This window comes from Dactylosporangium salmoneum (genome assembly GCF_039532525.1).
GTDB classification, from domain to species: Bacteria; Actinomycetota; Actinomycetes; order Mycobacteriales; family Micromonosporaceae; genus Dactylosporangium; species Dactylosporangium salmoneum.
In genome coordinates, this window is sequence record NZ_BAAARV010000145.1 from 18,498 (window position 1) to 33,706 (window position 15,209).

A 15,209-nucleotide genomic window follows, 5' to 3' on the forward strand; every position below is an offset into this window, starting at 1 on the left:
GCCGTCCGGCATCCCGGGTCCTCCGTCTCGGCCCGGGTTCATGTACGCATCGAGGTTCGGCGACCTGTGAGCGCCCTCGGGCGCGCGTTTCCGGTGCTCGGCACCCCCGGGGTACCCCTGTGGTCCCGCTGGGCCGCTACGGGCCGCACGGACCGGTTTCGATGCCTGCCGGATGCGACGGGTCGCACAAAAAAATCCGGCCCGGCCGTGACAACGGCCGGGCCGGTTCGAAGCGTCTTGATCAGTGTCGGGCTCGCCGCGGACCGGCCGGGGGCTGGCCCGCCGCGGCGCGCTTGGCGGCCTGCTCCTCCGGGGCGTTCGAGTCTTCGTCCCACGCCTTCGCCCGGCGGATCTCGTCGAAGAACCCGAGCAGCCGGTCGAGCTCCTGCGTGCTCGTCTTGTCGTCGGCCCGGGTGGCCTTGCCCTTCTTGTTGTGCGAGCGGATCTCCCGGCCCGTGTTGATCGAGGAGGTGTCCTCCGCCGGCTCGCTCTGCTCGTCCGGCATCGGCGCCCGCTGGGCCGGCATGCGGCCCGTGGGGTCCTCGTGCTGCCGGGCCGGCGGCGTGACCGGGTCGAAGTGGTGCTCGTCGTAGTTGGGCGCGTCGAAGCTGTACCCCTGCTGGGCCGGGTGCAGCGGCTGGTCCTCGCGGTGGAACGCGCGCGGGGGAGCGACGTGCAGCTCGGGGTGCGTCCCGCCGTAGGTGTTGCCGTTCTGCGGGTGCCCGTTGTGGCCGTTGTTGTAGCCGTTCGCCCCGTTGTAGCCGTTCGGCCCGGGGTGACCGTTGGGGCCCTGGTGACCGTTGGGGCCCTGGTGACCGTTCGGGCCCTGGTGGCCGTTGGGGCCGGGGTGGCCGTTGGGGCCGTTGGGGCCGGGGTGGCCGTTCGGGGTCGGGCCGGGGACGACCGGGACCATCGGCGCGGTCGAGTCCGGGTTGGGCCGGAAGCCGTTGCCCGCCGCCGGGAAGGCGCCGGTGGCGTCGGCCGGCCGCGGGCGCGGCTTCGGCATCGGGGGCTCGGCCGGGTACCCGCCGGGCCGGGCCGGGCGCTGCGACCCGTTCGGCGTCAGCGGCGCGAACGAGCCGGTCGGCTCGCCGACGGGCGGGAACGCCCCGGTCCGCTGTCCGTCCGTGACCGGCGGGAACGCCCCGGTCCGCTGTCCGTCCGTGACGGGCGGGAAGGACCCGGTCCGCTGTCCGTCAGCAACGGGCGGGAACGAGCCGGTGCGCTGTCCCCGGCCGTCGTCGTAGCCGTTGCCGTTGTGGCCGTGGCCGTTGCTGTCGTAGCCGGCCGCCGGGAAGGAGCCCGTGCGCGGCCCGGGGTCGAAGCCGTTGACCCGCGGCGCGTCGAACCCGTTGGTGCGAGGCTCGTCGAACCCGTTGGTGCGGGGCTCGTCGAACCCGTTGGTGCGGGGCTCGTCGAACCCGTTGGTGCGGGGCTCGTCGAAGGACGCCGTGCGTGGCTCCTCGAACGAGCCCGTGCGCGGCTCCGGGTACCCGCCGAAGTCCGGCCGGGCGTCGTAAGTACGTCCGACCGTCGGGTGCGCCCCGGACGGGTGGCCGTTGGCGGGCCGGCCGTCCACGAGGTAGGGCCCGTCGGCGTCCCCGTGGCGTCCGCCCGCGTGGCGGGGGGCGTCCTGCACGGCCGGGAACGAGCCGGTGTTGGCCGGCGCGGCCGGCGGGGCGATGAGCTCGACCTCGCCCGGCTCCGGCAGGGAGTCGAGCAGGCCGGTGGCGAGGATGAACACGTTCGGGGCGGCGCCGCGCGGCACGGTGAGGTACGCGCGCTTGCGGGCATCCACCGGCAGCTTCTCGAGCACCTCGGCGATCGTGTGCGCCGGCGGCGGCAGCTCGGCCGCGTTCGGCGCGCCGACGATCACGGCGCAGCGGTTCACGTCGACCGGCACGCCGCGGACCCAGTCGGCCGGGTCGTTGAGGTGCTCCGGGCGGATCCACAGGCCCGCCTGGACGACCTCGACAACCCAGCCCGAGCCCAGCGAGAAGGTCGCCTGCCCGGCGGGCGTGCCGAGCACGTCGGGGCAGGGGTTGATCCAGTCGACCGGGCGGGGCGCGCCGGTGCGGGGCGCGTGCCACAGCTCGCGGGCGAACGTGCGCCAGCGGGGCAGGCCCTTGGCGTCGATGGTGACCACCGCGCGCTGCCCGGCGGGCGCGCACAGCGGCAGGCCGGTGCGCACGTGCACGGCCCGGCCCAGGACGTCGGCGACGACGGGGCCGACCGGGCCGTCGGCGATGGGGTTCTGGCCGTACGGCGTGAAGACGCACCGGTCGGACGCCAGCGCCGGGATCGCCGAGACGGCGTGCGCGAGCTCCTCGCGGTGCAGCGGCTGGTCGCCCGGGTGGCCCAGGATGAGCGCCGGGTTGTCGTGGTCGGTCGGCACCGAGTAGGCCAGGTCCGTCACGCTGCCGACCCGCCGGCGGTGCAGCCACAGACCGGCCGGGATCTGGTCGAGCACGAGGTCGCCGGGCAGCTCGGGCATCTCGGTGCAGAGGTCGGACTCCCAGGCCGGGGCGGGGAAGCGCCAGCCGACCCGGACCGGCTGCACGCCGGTGCGGAAACGCCAGAAGCCTCCGGGCCGCTGCTCGCCGCGCCCGACGGGGGCGAAGAGCGAGCCGCCGGGCACCCCCAGCAGCGGGCCGGCCGCAGCGATGACGTCGATGCCGAGCCGCATGGCGATCATGTGCGCGGCGGCCGGGCGCTCGTTGGTGGCGCAGGCGCCGTCCCACGCGACGAACCGCATCGCGGCGAACCCGCGCGGCAGCCCGTTCGCCAGTACCTCGGCCAGCTCCTCGATCATCGCGGGCTGCAGCTTCACCGTGTGGGAGCTGATCACCACCGCGCACTCGGCGGACCCGTGCGGCGAGACGACCAGCGCCGCCGCGCCCGCGCTGGGCTCCTCACCGGAGTGGACGACAGCACCGGCACCGAGCCAGGAAACCTTCATCCCGGGCCAGTGCCGCAGCCGCACCTGCATCGCCGTGCTCATGCGGACCTCTCAGCACTATGGAGCCATGCCCCGACGTGGGCGGCTGCCGGCCGCGTGGCCGCCGTCCCGGCTGGGGGCCGCGAGCGGTCCAGCGTGTCCGGCGTGCTAGCTGCGAGCGGGCAGCAACGAATCAAGATCGCCCTCCGTCGGGTGTGCCACGAGCGGTGCGGTGCGGAGGGGGTTCCACACCGATACCCGCAGGGCGGCTCTGCCGGATCGTACCGCGCTGAGTGACGGACGCAACCATCCTGTTTGTCGGCGGACCCGCCAGATATGTCCGACCAGCGTGGTGATTGCGCCCGATTTGCTGGCATTGAAGAGGAGTTTTCCGGAGAGTTGCCCATGCATCGAACCGCAGTCCGACGAATACTGGCTGTCACCTTCGGGCCCGAACGGCGTCGCGCCGTCATGGTCATGGGGATCGGGCTGGTCGTCGCCATAGCAGTTTCGCTGAGCGCCTGCAAAGCCTCTCCAATCGGTCCTTCCCGGGCCGGCCCATCACCGGGCCGTTCTCCTGCATACCCGGCGAGCGGGGTGCTCGTCCTGTATGACACGACCGGGCAATACGGGTCGTTGGGCGAGCTGTATGCGGTCCAAGCAGGGAATCTGGCCCCTCACTTCGGTGCCTGGGAGGCCGTGCCAGTGACGAAGTACACGTCCGGATCTGCCGGAAAACACCAGTTGACGATCTATATCGGATCGACGTATGACGAGCCCTTGCCCGCGGACTTCCTGGCCGACGTGGCCGCCGGCACCCCCGTCCTGTGGCTCGGCGCCAACCTGTGGCAGCTGATCCGGAAGTACCCCGGAATCGGCTTTTCGACAGCGATGATCGACGATGCCGCCCCCGCGGAGATCCATTACCGCGGCGTAGCGTTGACGAGGAATCCGGCCGCCGGCGGCATGGTCCGCGCGACCCCCGCCCAGGGCGTCTACGCCAGGACGCTGGCCGAGGCCGGGCTGCCCGGCGGCGCGACGGCCCCCTGGGCCCAGCGCGTCGGCGCGCTGACCTTCGTCGCCGAGGTCCCGTTCCCGTACGCCGATTTCGACGACCGCTACCGGGCCTTCGCCGATCTCCTGTTCGACCTGCTGGCCCCGCAGACCCAGGAGCGCCACCGGGCCCTGGTCCGCATCGAGGACGTGGGCCCGCACTCCGACCCGGCGCAGTTGCGCGCGATATCGGATTATCTGCAGTCGCGTAATGTCCCGTTCGCCGTAGCGGTTTTCCCCGTTTACGAAGACCCCAAGGGTGTCTATTCCGGCGGCGTTCCCATCCGCCGCACCCTGAGCGAATCGCCGCAGGTGGTGGCCGCTTTGCAGGACATGAGCGCGCACGGCGGAACCCTGATCATGCACGGTTGCACGCACGGTTTCGCCGACGCCCCGAACCCGTACGGCGTGAGCGCCGAGGACTACGAGTTCTACCGCGCCCACGTCGACCCGCAAGGCGACGTGGCGCTGGACGGCCCGATTCCCGGCGACTCCCAGGAGTGGGCCCTGGCCGGCTGGAGGCGGCCCGCCAGGAGTGGCGCAAGGCGGCCCTGACACCCCCGGACATCTGGGAGTTCCCGCACTACACGGCCAGTGCGGCCGACTACCGCGCGATCGCCTCGGCCCCCGGCATCCGGGCCAGGTACGAGCAGGTCTTGTACTTCAACGGCATGCTCGGCGGCCCGGGTGCACGCTCCGTGAGCCAGTTCTTCCCGTACCTCGTAAAAGACGCATATCGTACGCCGGTCATCCCGGAAACACTTGGAAACGTTGCAACACAAAGATTTAACCAGCACGGTGTCCGACTTGTCCCAGATATCCTGGCCTCAGCCAAGCGCCAGTTTGTCGTCCGCGACAACGTGACGAGCTTCTTCTGCCACCCGTTCCTGGCGCTGCAATACTTACCGCAGTTGATCGAAGGCATACAGTCACTGGGATACACCTTCGTCGCCGCCCCTTCACTCCTCTGACGGACGTGCGCAGTCCAAAGATTGGAAGCCCTCCAGTCTTTCAGTCTTAACTGACAACCTCCCTTTCTGGTTGAACGTTTAAGCACTTCATCCGGCTCGCATCCCAGCTCGAACCTCAAATCCGCACCCCCGCCACATTTACCGCCACACCTCCTTGCCCCGTGGCACAAAGTCCCCCTTCCGTGGCCCCGCCGGCGCAAGCCAGCCCCCTCCACTTTGGGCATTCCAGAAATTTCGGTTATGCCCGCTTCCGCCACGTCCGCCCGATGCCAGCGCGCCCCGGAATGGCCGAGAGAAAGCACGGCGCCCGCTACGCATCAAGCCCGCAACCCGGCTGCTCCTGCGGCCCGGCGGTGCTGTTGGTTCATGCAGGCGAGAGTCGGCGCGGTGCTGTGGGAGGAACGGTGCGTCGGCGCTGTGATCAGGACGGGCGGTGCCGGGATTGCGTACCCCGCTGCAGCGCGGGCGGCGTGTTGGTTCATGCAGCGGAAGCCGGCGCGTCGCCGCAGGACGAGCGGTCCGCCGCGGCGGTGTGATCGGGCGGGACGGAGTCGGTGCAGGTCGGGCGGGCTCCGCGGCCCGGCGGTGCCGGGCGATGCTGTGGCCGGGCCGTGCCGGGCCGTGCCGGGCCGTGCCGAGCGTGGTCGGGATGGCGCAGCTCAGCGGGCCGTTGGCGGTGCCGAGCGCCGCGTCACGCCGGATTGGCCGCCACGGCGGACGGCGCGGCGGCCGGCGCACGAAACGCGGTATCTCCTGCCGCGCGCGAGGACCCGGGTTCGGCGTGGGAAGACGCGGCCGCGGAAGGCGCGAACGTCGGCAAGCCAGCGTCAGCGGGAACGGCGAACTCCGAAGAGCGATCGGCGGGCAAAGCGGCGAGGGAGCCGGCCGAGGAAGGCGCGGGTGAGAGCGAGGAGGCCGCGGGTGAGGACATGTCGAGAGCCGAGGAGGAAGTGGCGGTGGAGAGCGAGGACGCGTCGGCGACCAGGGAGGAGGCCGTGGTAGCGGCACCCGAAGGCGCATCGGCGGCCGGGGCAGCAGTGGCGGTGAACGAGGACGTATCGGCGGCCGGGGTGGAGGCGGCGCCGGTGGGTGAGGACGCGTCAAGGACAGGGGAGGCGGCCGCGGCAGTGGGTGAGGATCCGGCAGTGGCCGGCATGGAGGCGGCACCGGTGGGTGAGGACGGGTCAAGGACGGGGGAGGCGGCCGCGGCGGCAGCGGGTGAGGACCCGGCAACGGCCGGGGCGGAGGCGGCGCCGGTGGGTGAGGACGCGTCGAGGGCCGCGGCGGCGGAGGGTGAGGAGCCGTCAGCGGCCGGGGTGGAGGCGGGGTCCGCCGGTGCGGCAGCGGTCGCGGCGGAAGGAGACGGGTCCGGGGCCGAGGGGGTCGGGGCGTCCAGGCGGCGGAAGGCGAGCAACGTCGCGGCGATGGCCGCGCCCAGCAGGCCGACCACGGCGAAGCCCCACGACGGGGAGCCGTGGTCGATGGCCCAGCCCGCCAGCGGTGAGCCGATGGCCAGGCCCACGGTCAGGGAGGAGCCGTGCCAGCCCATGGCCTCGCCGCGGGCCGCCGGGGGGACCAGGCGGCTCACCAGGTCGACGGAGGCGCTCAGGGTGGGTGCGCACAGGGCGCCGGCCGGGAGCAGGGTGAGGAAGAGCAGGGGCCAGGCGTGGCCGACCAGGCCGGCCGGGATGGTGAAGAGGCTCAGGCCGGCGAGCAGGGCGACCAGGGGGACGGCGCGGGGGAGGGCGCCGTACACGAAGCCGCCGATCAGGGAGTAGACGCCCCACACGGCGAGCAGGGCGCCCACCACGCCCATCTGGTCGGCGCCGAGCAGGGTCGCGACGATGCCCAGGTCGGTGCCGGAGAGCACGACGGTGGTGGCGGCGGCCGCGGCGCACACGGCCAGGAAGCGCGGGGTCAGCCAGTCGCGGCGACGGACCGGTGCGGCCGCGGGGCCGGTCGCGGAGGAGGGCTCGCGGACGGGGGGATTGGTGATGAAGAGGGCGGTGCCGGACAGGACCAGGGCGGCGCCGATCGACCACATCGCGGTCCGGCCCGACACCGTGCTCATGAGTACGACGGCCAGGGGCGGGCCGGCCATGAAGGAGAGCTCGACCGACATCGAGTCCAGGGCGTAGGCCTGGCGGCGGTGCTCGGCCGGGACCAGGGCCGCGACCGACTGGCGGATCACCGAGAAGACCGGCAGGGAGAAGACGCCGGCGACCAGGGCGCCGGCCAGCAGTGCCGGATAGCCGAGGAACGGCGCCACGGACCAGAACACGGCCTCGGCCAGCGTGGTCACCACCAGCATCGGGCGCAGGCCCCGGCGGTCGACGAAGCGGCCGTTGAGCGGGCCGCCGAGCGCCGTGCCGACGGTCAGGGCGGCGCCGACCAGGCCCGCGGCCCCCCACCCCCGGTGCAGGTCCTGCTCGACGTGCAGCGTCATGGTCACCCCGATAGCGGTGATCGGGATGCGGGCCAGCAGGGCCAGGACCATGAGCGAGCGAACGCCGGGAAGTGCGAGGACTTGGCGGTAGGGGGCGAGGTGCATGGGGTCATCATGTCGTGGGGGTACGACAAAAAACGAAGCAAATACCGGCGGAACCCCGCCGGGCCGAGCGTGGTCCAATGAGCAAGACCTATGGATGGAGTGACACGACGATGAAGTCCAGGATGCTCGTTGCCGCCGCCCTGCTCACGTTGGCCCTGGGTGCCTGCTCGGACGACAACGCCGGCCAGGGCGGCACCGCGGCCAGCGGCGCGCCCACGGCCACGGGGACCGCTGTGAGCAGCGCCACCGCGACGGAGTCGGCCGGCCAGGCTGGGCCGAGCGCTGGGCCGCAGACCGACCCCAGCTCGGCGTCGAACACCCAGGGCAACGTGACCCAGACGGACACGCTGGTCGCGTTCACCCGCACGGGTGGGCTGGCCGGGGCGAACGACAAGCTGACCGTGCGGCCCGACGGGTCCTACACGATCCAGACGAAGTCCGGCTCGAAGGACGGCAAGCTCAGCGGCGACGAGCTGGCCGCGCTCAAGGCGGCGCTGCTCTCGACCGACTTCAACAAGATGCCGACCGTCAACGACAACGGGTCGGTGGCCGACGGGTACACCTACACGATCACCTACGCCGGGAAGCAGATCACGGCGAAGGACGGGGCCATCCCGCCCGCCCTCCAGCCGGTGATCAGCGCGCTCGGCGGCTTCCTGAGCAAGTAAAGAAAGCCTGAGCAAATAAAGAAAGCCTGAGCAGGTAAAGCTAGGCGGCGTCCTGGGCGAGGAGCCCGTCGATACGGGCGAGCTCGTCCGCCGACAGCGTCGGGTTCTCCAGTGCGCCGAGGTTGTCCAGCAGCTGCTTGACGCTGGACGCGCCGATGATCAGCGAGGTGACCCTCGGGTCGCGCAGGGCCCAGGCCAACGCCAGCTGGGCCAGGGTCTGGCCGCGCTCGCGGGCCACCTCGTCCAGGGCCCGGATGAGCCGCAGGCGGGACGGGGTCAGGTCGCTCTCGTTGAGGAAGCGGCTGGTGCGCACCCGCGAGTCGTCGGGGATGCCGTCGAGGTAGCGGTTGGTCAGCAGGCCCTGCGCGAGGGGTGAGAACGGGATGCAGCCCGCCCCCTCGGCCTCGAGCACGCCGAGCAGCTCCGGCTCGATCCAGCGGTCGAGCATGCTGTACCGCGGCTGGTGGATCAGCAGCGGCGTGCCGAGCTCCCGCAGGATCCGGGCCGCCTCCGCGGTCTGCTCGGGGCTGTAGTTGGAGATGCCGACGTACAGGGCCCGCCCGGAGCGCACCGCGGTGTCCAGGGCCCCCATCGTCTCCTCGAGCGGGGTGTCCGGGTCGGGGCGGTGGGAGTAGAAGATGTCGACGTAGTCCAGGCCCATCCGGGACAGGGACTGGTCCAGCGAGGCCAGCAGGTACTTCCGCGACCCCCACTCCCCGTACGGACCCGGCCACATGTCGTAGCCGGCCTTCGTCGAGATGATGAGCTCGTCGCGGTACCGCCGCAGATCCTCGGCCATGATCCGGCCGAAGTTCTCCTCGGCCGCGCCGGGCGGCGGCCCGTAGTTGTTGGCCAGGTCGAAGTGCGTCACGCCGGCGTCGAACGCCCGCCGCACGATCGAGCGCTGCGTCTCGTACGCCCGCTCGCTGCCGAAGTTGTGCCAGAGCCCCAGCGAGATGGCCGGCAGCTTCAGGCCGCTGCGCCCGCTGCGCCGGTAGAGCATGTTCTGGTATCGGCTCGAAGCCGCCTCGTAAGCCACGCCCATGATCCTAAGCTGGGTGAGTGGAGGAGGAGCCGGTCGCCACCGTGCTGCTCGCGGAGGACGACCTCGATCTTCGCGAGCTGTTCACCATGACGCTGGAGCGGGCCGGCGCGCTGGTCGTCGCGGTCGAGAACGGCGAAGCGGCGCTCGAAGCGCTGGCCGGGCGGGCGTTCGACCTGGTGGTGACCGACATGTGGATGCCACGCGTGTCGGGCCTGGACCTGTGCCGGAAGCTGCGGGCCAATCCAGGGACGCAGGATGTCCCCGTGCTCATGCTGAGCGCCTACGGCCGGCTGCGCGGCCGGGAAGAGGCGACGATGGTGGGCGCCAGCGAGTACCTCATGAAGCCCCTGCGCCCCAGCCAGCTCGTCGACAAGGTGGACGCACTGCTGGGGGGCCGCCTCGTGCCGCGCGGCTGAGACGCGCGGCACGAGACGGCAGCACACCGCTAGTGGTGCTCCCACCAGGCGTGGGTGGTCACCGCGGCGTAGGCGTCGACGATGCCGAAGCCGTAGAACCCGTTGAACTGCGTGCCGCCCTCGCAGGTCGCGTCGAACTCGGGGGAGCGCCCCACGTTGACGTAGGAGACCGTGCGGGGGGTCGGGCAGGCGTGCGCGGCCGCGGAGGAGTACAGGATCCACTCCACCTTCCACGGCTCCAGGCCGAAGCCGTTGCGGCCCTGCTTGCTGCCGTGCGCGCTGACGATCAGCGCGGCGACGCCGGCCGCGTGCGGCGAGGCCATCGAGGTGCCCTGCAGGTACGTGTAGTACCCGCACTGCCCGGCCGCGTTGCACTGCTTGAACACGGAGTTGGCGAACTCGGGCAGGACGTTGCCGTCCGCGTCGACCGAGCCCTCCTCCTGCAGCACCTTCTTCGGGTACGTGGACAGGATCTCGTTGCCCACGGTCCGATAGGTGTCGGTGCCGAGGCCGTCCCGGAAGTAGCCGCCGGGGGCCGCGACGCTGATGTTCTCGAGACCGTAGTTGGAGTAGTCCGACTTGTTCAGCGACGGGCCCAGGGCGGACACGCCGATGACGAAGGGGCCCTCCGTGGGCAGGTCCCAGCAGGACCGGTTGTCGATCGGCCGGTCGTAGGCCGTGTCGGCGGGGTAGTCGGGGCTGGAGATGTCCGTGCGCGGGTGGCCCTCGTCCTCGTGGTTGTTGCCCGCCGCGGCGACCAGGGTCACGCCCTTGAAGTGCGCGTACGTGAGCGCGCGGAACATCCCCTTGATGATGGTGCGCTGCTCCGCCTGCGCGGCCGGGGAGTCGGCCGGGTTGGCGGTGCAGTTGTACAGCCACGGGTCGACGTAGAACGACATGTTGACCACGTCGATGCCGTTGTTGGCCGCGTGCACGAGGGCGTTGACGACCGGCTCCAGGAAGAAGTACCCGGAGTCCTGCCCGCCCTTGAGCTCGACCAGCGACACGTTCGGCGCGACGCCGGAGACGCCGAAGCCGTTGGCCGCCGCGCCGATCGTGCCGGCGACGTGCGTGCCGTGCCCGCCGTCGTCGGTGCCGACCGGGTCGAGGCAGCTGGGGACCTCGCACGGGCCGTCGATGTCGACCTTGTCCGGCGCGAAGTTCTTCGACAGCGCCCAGTTGAAGTTCGGGGCGATGTCGGGGTTCGACGCGTCGACGCCGGTGTCCAGGATGCCGACGGTCACGCGCTTGTCGCCCGCGTTGACCTTCCGCGCCTTGTCCGACTTGACGGCCGAGAGGCCCCACAGCTTGTCGTCGAGCGGGTCCATGCCGGCCGTCGCCGGCTTGGTGCCGCTCTTCTTCGCGGCCGCGGCCGCCTGCTGCGCCTCGCGCTCGATGTCGCCGGGCCGGTCCTTCTTCGGGGCCTTGCCGATGGCGACCTGGTGGGTCGCGCCGACCAGCTGCGGCGTCGCCGCGGCCTTCTCGACGAAACCGTTCTGCGGCGCGAGCACCGTGAACATGCCCACCGAGTCGTTGGTGCCGATGACCTTGCCGCCGGCCTTGGCGATGGCGGCGGTGGCGTCGGCGACCGAGACGTTGTCCGCCGAGACGACCGTGTACTGCGTCGTCGCGGCGGACTCGGCGCTGGCCGGGGCCGACATGAGACCGGCCGCCGTCACCGTCAGCGTCGCGGTGAAGATCGCGGCGCCGGTGAGCCTCTTGTTGAATCCCACATAACCTCCCTGGTCGAGGGGATGGGGACATGAAACAAGAGTTGCCGCAAGGGGGAAACCCTTTCCCGGCCCGGCGGGGCAAAGGCAAGGGGCACGCTTCAGACGGATCGGGCGATCTGCTCCACCGCGGCCTTCGCCTCGACCAGCCCGCAGCCGGTCACCTCACGATAGATCTTGATGGCGGCGATGAGGTTGTTGCCGCGCAACGCCTGGACGAACTCCGGCGGCATGGAGTCGGTCCCCGGGAAGGCGTCGGCGAGCTGCGGGTCGAGGCCGAAGTGGCGGTATAGGAAGGCGACCTGGCGCTCGAGGCGGGCCAGGCGGGAGACGTCGTCGGCGTACATCGGGCCACCGTAGGCCGTCCGGCCCGAAACGACAGTCGGGGAGCCGCCACATGGCGACTCCCCGACTGTTCTGCGCAAGGGTCAGGCGATCGGGTCCGCGAACGGGTCCTCGGCCGTGGCGACGGGGATCTCCGCCGCGGCCGCGCGGGCCGCCGCCGAGCCGCGGGCCGAGCGCTCCTCGTCGGTGAGCGGGAAGTGGCAGGCGACGACCTGGCCCGGGGCCAGCTCACGCAGCTCCGGCACCTCCTGCGCGCACTTGTCCTGCGCCTTCCAGCACCGGGTGCGGAAGCGGCAGCCCGACGGCGGGTCGATCGGGCTGGGCACGTCGCCGGTGAGCAGGATGCGCTCGCGCTGCGCCTTGTCCCGGCGGCTCGGGTCGGGCACCGGCACCGCGGAGAGCAGCGCGAAGGTGTAGGGGTGCAGCGGGGTGGTGTACAGGCTGTCCCTGCCGCCGACCTCGACCACCTTGCCGAGGTACATCACCGCGACCCGGTCCGAGATGTGCCGGACCACCGACAGGTCGTGCGCGATGAAGACGTACGTCAGGTTGAACTCCCGCTGCAGGTCGTCCAGCAGGTTCACGACCTGCGCCTGGATCGACACGTCCAGCGCGGAGACCGGCTCGTCGGCGATGATCAGCTTCGGCTGCAGGGCGAGCGCCCGGGCGATGCCGATGCGCTGGCGCTGGCCGCCGGAGAACTCGTGCGGGTACCGGTTGTAGTGCTCGGGGTTGAGACCGACCAGCTCCAGCAGCCGCTGGACCTCGCGCTTCTGCCCGTGCGCCGTCTTGATGTTCTGCACCTGCAGGGGCGCCCCGACGATCGAGCCGACCGTGTGCCGCGGGTTCAGCGACGAGTACGGGTCCTGGAAGATCATCTGGACCTCGCGCCGCAGCGGGCGCATCTGCCCGACGCCGAGGTGCGAGATGTCCCGCCCCTCCAGCAGCACCTGGCCGCCGGTGGGCTCGAGCAGGCGGGTCATGAGCCGGCCGGTGGTGGACTTGCCGCAGCCGGACTCGCCGACCAGGCCGAGCGTCTCGCCGGCCTTGACCGCGAGGTCGATGCCGTCGACCGCGCGGACGGCGCCGACCTTCCGCTTGATGAACGCGCCCCGCATGATCGGGAAGTGCTTCTCCAGGCCCCGCACCTCGAGGAGGTTCTCGGTGCTGCGCTGCGCCGCCGCCGGCTGGGGTTGGGTGCTCGTCGACACTGTCGTGCTCCTCAGAGGTTCGGGGCGATGTCCGACTTGAAGACGGCGTTGCGCTCCGCCGGCGGGATGTGGCAGGCGACGCCGTGCTCGGGCGTGCCCTCCGCCAGGGTCGGCTCGACCGTCTTGCAAGGGATGCCGTTGCGCTCCGCGTAGGGGCAGCGCGGGTGGAAGGAGCAGCCGCTCGGGAGGTTGATGAGCGACGGCGGGTTGCCCTTGATCGGCACGAGCCGGTCGCGCACCTCCCGGTCGACGCGGGGCATCGACGAGAGCAGGCCCCAGGCGTACGGGTGCTCGGGGCGGCGGAAGATGTTCTCCGCGGTGGTGTGCTCGACGCACTTGCCGCCGTACATCACCAGGATGTCGTCGGCGACCTCGGCCACCACGCCGAGGTCGTGCGTGATGATGATGACCGCGGAGTTGAACTCCGACTGCAGGTCGCGGATCAGGTCCAGGATCTGCGCCTGGACCGTCACGTCGAGCGCCGTGGTGGGCTCGTCGGCGATGAGCAGCTCCGGGTTGTTCACCAGCGACATGGCGATCATCGCCCGCTGGCGCATACCGCCGGAGAACTGGTGCGGGTAGTCGTCCACCCGGCGCTGGGGCTGGGGGATGCCGACCCGGTCCAGCATCTCGATCGCGCGCTTCTTGGCCTCGGACTTGCTGACCTTGTGGTGCACCCGGTAGGCCTCGACGATCTGGGCGCCGACCGTGTAGTACGGGTGCATCGCGGTCAGCGGGTCCTGGAAGATCATCGACATCTTGTTGCCGCGCAGCAGGCGCACCCGCTCCGGCGCGGCGCCGATGAGCTCCTCGCCGTCGAGCCAGACCTCGCCCGAGATCTGCGCCGAGCCGCGCCGGTGCAGGCCCAGGATGCCCAGGCTGGTGACGCTCTTGCCGGAGCCGGACTCGCCCACGATGCCGAGGGTCTGGCCGCGCTCGAGCTGGAACGTCAGCCCGTCGACGGCCTTGACCACGCCGTCGTCGGTCTTGAAGTGGATGCGCAGGTCGCGCACGTCCAGGAAGGACTGCGCGGACTGCGGGCCGCTGCCGCCCGGGTTGGGGCCGGCGTCGGTGAGCAGGCTGCTGGACATGCTCACTCCTTTCCAGGGGTGCCGTGAAGCGGGGACCGGGACGCGCGAAGGGTCATGAGAGCCGCACCCGCGGGTCGATCACGGCGTAGAGCAGGTCCACGACCAGGTTGGCCATGACGATGAAGAAGGAGGCGAACAGCGTCGCGCCGAGGATGATCGGCAGGTCCTTCTGGGTCACCGCGTCCACGCTCAGCTTGCCGATGCCGGGGAGGCTGAACACGCGCTCGGTGAGGATCGCGCCGCCGAGCAGCGTGCCGAGGTCGAGGCCGAAGATCGTCACGATCGGGGTGAGCACCGCGCGCATGGCGTGCTTGCCGACGACGACCCGCTCCTTCAGACCCTTGGCACGGGCGGTGCGGATGTAGTCCTCGCCGAGGGTCTCCAGCATCGTGGCCCGCGTCAGCCGCGCGTAGGTGGCGGCGAAGAGCAGGGCCAGGCTGACCCAGGCGAGGAAGAGCTTGTTGGCCCAGCCGAGGGGGTCGTCGACGAAGTTGATGTACTCGCCGCCCCTGAAGATCTTCCATTGGTGTACGAACAGGGCCTGGAAGACCAGACCGGTGAAGTACACCGGGAGGGACACGCCGGCGAGCGCGATGACCATCACGACTCGGTCTGAGAGTTTGCCGCGTTTCAGCGCGGATATGACGCCGCCGGAGACGCCGCCGATGAGCCACATCAGCGCCGCCCCGATGGCCAGGGAGATGGTGACCGGCAGGCGGTCCAGCAGCAGCGGCCACACCTCCCGGTCGGTGCGGAAGGAGTAGCCGAAACACGGCGCCGAGCAGTGCGTGACCGTCGGGCCGCTGTTGTAGTCCCGCCCGACGACGAGACCCTTCACGAACTTGGAGTACTGGATGTAGATGGGCTGGTCCAGACCGAGCTTGATCCGGGTCAGCTCGACGTCGCGCGGGGTCGCCGACTTACCGACGTACATCTCAGCGGGATCGGCGTGCGCCGCCTTCGGGATCAGGAAGAAGATCGCGAAGGTGACCATCGAGACGGCCACGATGAGCAGTGCCGCGGTGACCAGGCGGCGCAGAATGTAGTTGATCACGTGTGCGGCCTGACGCCGGCCGGCTCGACGGGGTTCCCGTCGCACCGGCCGGCGCCGTGGCCCTCACCTGCCTTCTGTACTCGTGAAGGGCGGGTTACCGGCTGTTCAGGCTTGGTGCTTCGTCAGCTGGTGACGT

General features: G+C 71.1%; 11 protein-coding genes and 1 pseudogene. 4 read left to right on the forward strand and 8 right to left on the reverse strand.

Annotation, left to right across the window (positions count from 1 at the left end; genetic code table 11):
* Positions 1 to 241: 241 nt before the first annotated feature.
* Complete coding sequence (locus ABD352_RS56580; RefSeq protein ID WP_344620989.1) at positions 242 to 3,001, reverse strand: collagen-like domain-containing protein; 2,760 nt, start codon at positions 2,999 to 3,001, stop codon at positions 242 to 244.
* Between the two features lie 642 nt (positions 3,002 to 3,643).
* Between ABD352_RS56580 and ABD352_RS56585 the strand changes: the two genes are divergently transcribed.
* The gene (locus tag ABD352_RS56585) at positions 3,644 to 4,546 is read left to right on the forward strand and encodes a DUF2334 domain-containing protein (protein WP_344620990.1); all 903 of its coding nucleotides are present in this window, start codon (positions 3,644 to 3,646) and stop codon (positions 4,544 to 4,546) included.
* Positions 4,492 to 4,962 carry a DUF2334 domain-containing protein gene (locus ABD352_RS56590; protein WP_344620991.1) on the forward strand — a complete coding sequence of 157 codons (471 nt, stop codon included), beginning with the start codon at positions 4,492 to 4,494 and terminating at the stop codon, positions 4,960 to 4,962. The genes ABD352_RS56585 and ABD352_RS56590 overlap by 55 nt, the downstream gene beginning before the upstream one ends.
* Positions 4,963 to 6,301: 1,339 nt before the next feature.
* Here ABD352_RS56590 and ABD352_RS56595 read toward each other — a convergent pair.
* Positions 6,302 to 7,513 (reverse strand): annotated as a pseudogene (locus ABD352_RS56595) (MFS transporter); the annotation flags it as partial.
* A 77-nt stretch (positions 7,514 to 7,590) separates the two neighbouring features.
* On the opposite strand from ABD352_RS56595, the gene ABD352_RS56600 reads away from it, so the two are divergent.
* Positions 7,591 to 8,181, forward strand: coding sequence for a hypothetical protein (locus ABD352_RS56600; protein ID WP_344620993.1), 591 nt, complete (start codon positions 7,591 to 7,593; stop codon positions 8,179 to 8,181).
* 40 nt (positions 8,182 to 8,221) lie between these two features.
* Here ABD352_RS56600 and mgrA read toward each other — a convergent pair whose 3' ends face one another.
* On the reverse strand, positions 8,222 to 9,226 hold the full coding sequence (gene mgrA, locus ABD352_RS56605; protein ID WP_344620994.1) for an L-glyceraldehyde 3-phosphate reductase: 1,005 nt from the start codon (positions 9,224 to 9,226) through the stop codon (positions 8,222 to 8,224).
* Positions 9,227 to 9,243: 17 nt separating this feature from the next.
* On the opposite strand from mgrA, the gene ABD352_RS56610 reads away from it, so the two are divergent.
* Positions 9,244 to 9,642 (forward strand): response regulator, encoded by a 399-nt coding sequence (locus ABD352_RS56610; RefSeq protein WP_344620995.1) that lies wholly within the window; start codon positions 9,244 to 9,246, stop codon positions 9,640 to 9,642.
* Positions 9,643 to 9,671: 29 nt separating this feature from the next.
* Here the strand turns inward: ABD352_RS56610 and ABD352_RS56615 are convergent, their stop codons facing one another.
* From ABD352_RS56615 to ABD352_RS56635, 5 genes are all read right to left on the reverse strand, one after another.
* Entirely contained in the window at positions 9,672 to 11,375 is a 1,704-nt protein-coding gene (locus ABD352_RS56615) for a S8 family serine peptidase (protein WP_425554014.1), read from the reverse strand.
* Between the two features lie 98 nt (positions 11,376 to 11,473).
* Entirely contained in the window at positions 11,474 to 11,719 is a 246-nt protein-coding gene (locus tag ABD352_RS56620) for a ribosomal protein L7/L12 (RefSeq protein ID WP_344620996.1), read from the reverse strand.
* An 81-nt stretch (positions 11,720 to 11,800) separates the two neighbouring features.
* Positions 11,801 to 12,835: an ABC transporter ATP-binding protein gene (locus tag ABD352_RS56625; RefSeq protein ID WP_425554018.1), complete on the reverse strand. Its 1,035-nt coding sequence runs from the start codon at positions 12,833 to 12,835 to the stop codon at positions 11,801 to 11,803.
* Positions 12,836 to 12,939: 104 nt separating this feature from the next.
* Entirely contained in the window at positions 12,940 to 14,019 is a 1,080-nt protein-coding gene (locus ABD352_RS56630; RefSeq protein WP_344620998.1) for an ABC transporter ATP-binding protein, read from the reverse strand.
* A 52-nt stretch (positions 14,020 to 14,071) separates the two neighbouring features.
* Complete coding sequence (locus tag ABD352_RS56635; protein ID WP_344620999.1) at positions 14,072 to 15,073, reverse strand: ABC transporter permease; 1,002 nt, start codon at positions 15,071 to 15,073, stop codon at positions 14,072 to 14,074.
* Between the last annotated feature and the right edge of the window lie 136 nt (positions 15,074 to 15,209).

What these genes read in the sequence shown, in the direction of transcription:
- ABD352_RS56580 (WP_344620989.1), bottom strand. Translation starts at nt 3,001, where the DNA reads ATGAGCACGGCGATGCAGGTGCGGCTGCGGCACTGGCCCGGGATGAAG.
- ABD352_RS56600 (WP_344620993.1), top strand. Translation starts at nt 7,591, where the DNA reads ATGAGCAAGACCTATGGATGGAGTGACACGACGATGAAGTCCAGGATG.
- mgrA (WP_344620994.1), bottom strand. Translation starts at nt 9,226, where the DNA reads ATGGGCGTGGCTTACGAGGCGGCTTCGAGCCGATACCAGAACATGCTC.
- ABD352_RS56620 (WP_344620996.1), bottom strand. Translation starts at nt 11,719, where the DNA reads ATGTACGCCGACGACGTCTCCCGCCTGGCCCGCCTCGAGCGCCAGGTC.
- ABD352_RS56625 (WP_425554018.1), bottom strand. Translation starts at nt 12,835, where the DNA reads ATGCGGGGCGCGTTCATCAAGCGGAAGGTCGGCGCCGTCCGCGCGGTC.
- ABD352_RS56630 (WP_344620998.1), bottom strand. Translation starts at nt 14,019, where the DNA reads ATGTCCAGCAGCCTGCTCACCGACGCCGGCCCCAACCCGGGCGGCAGC.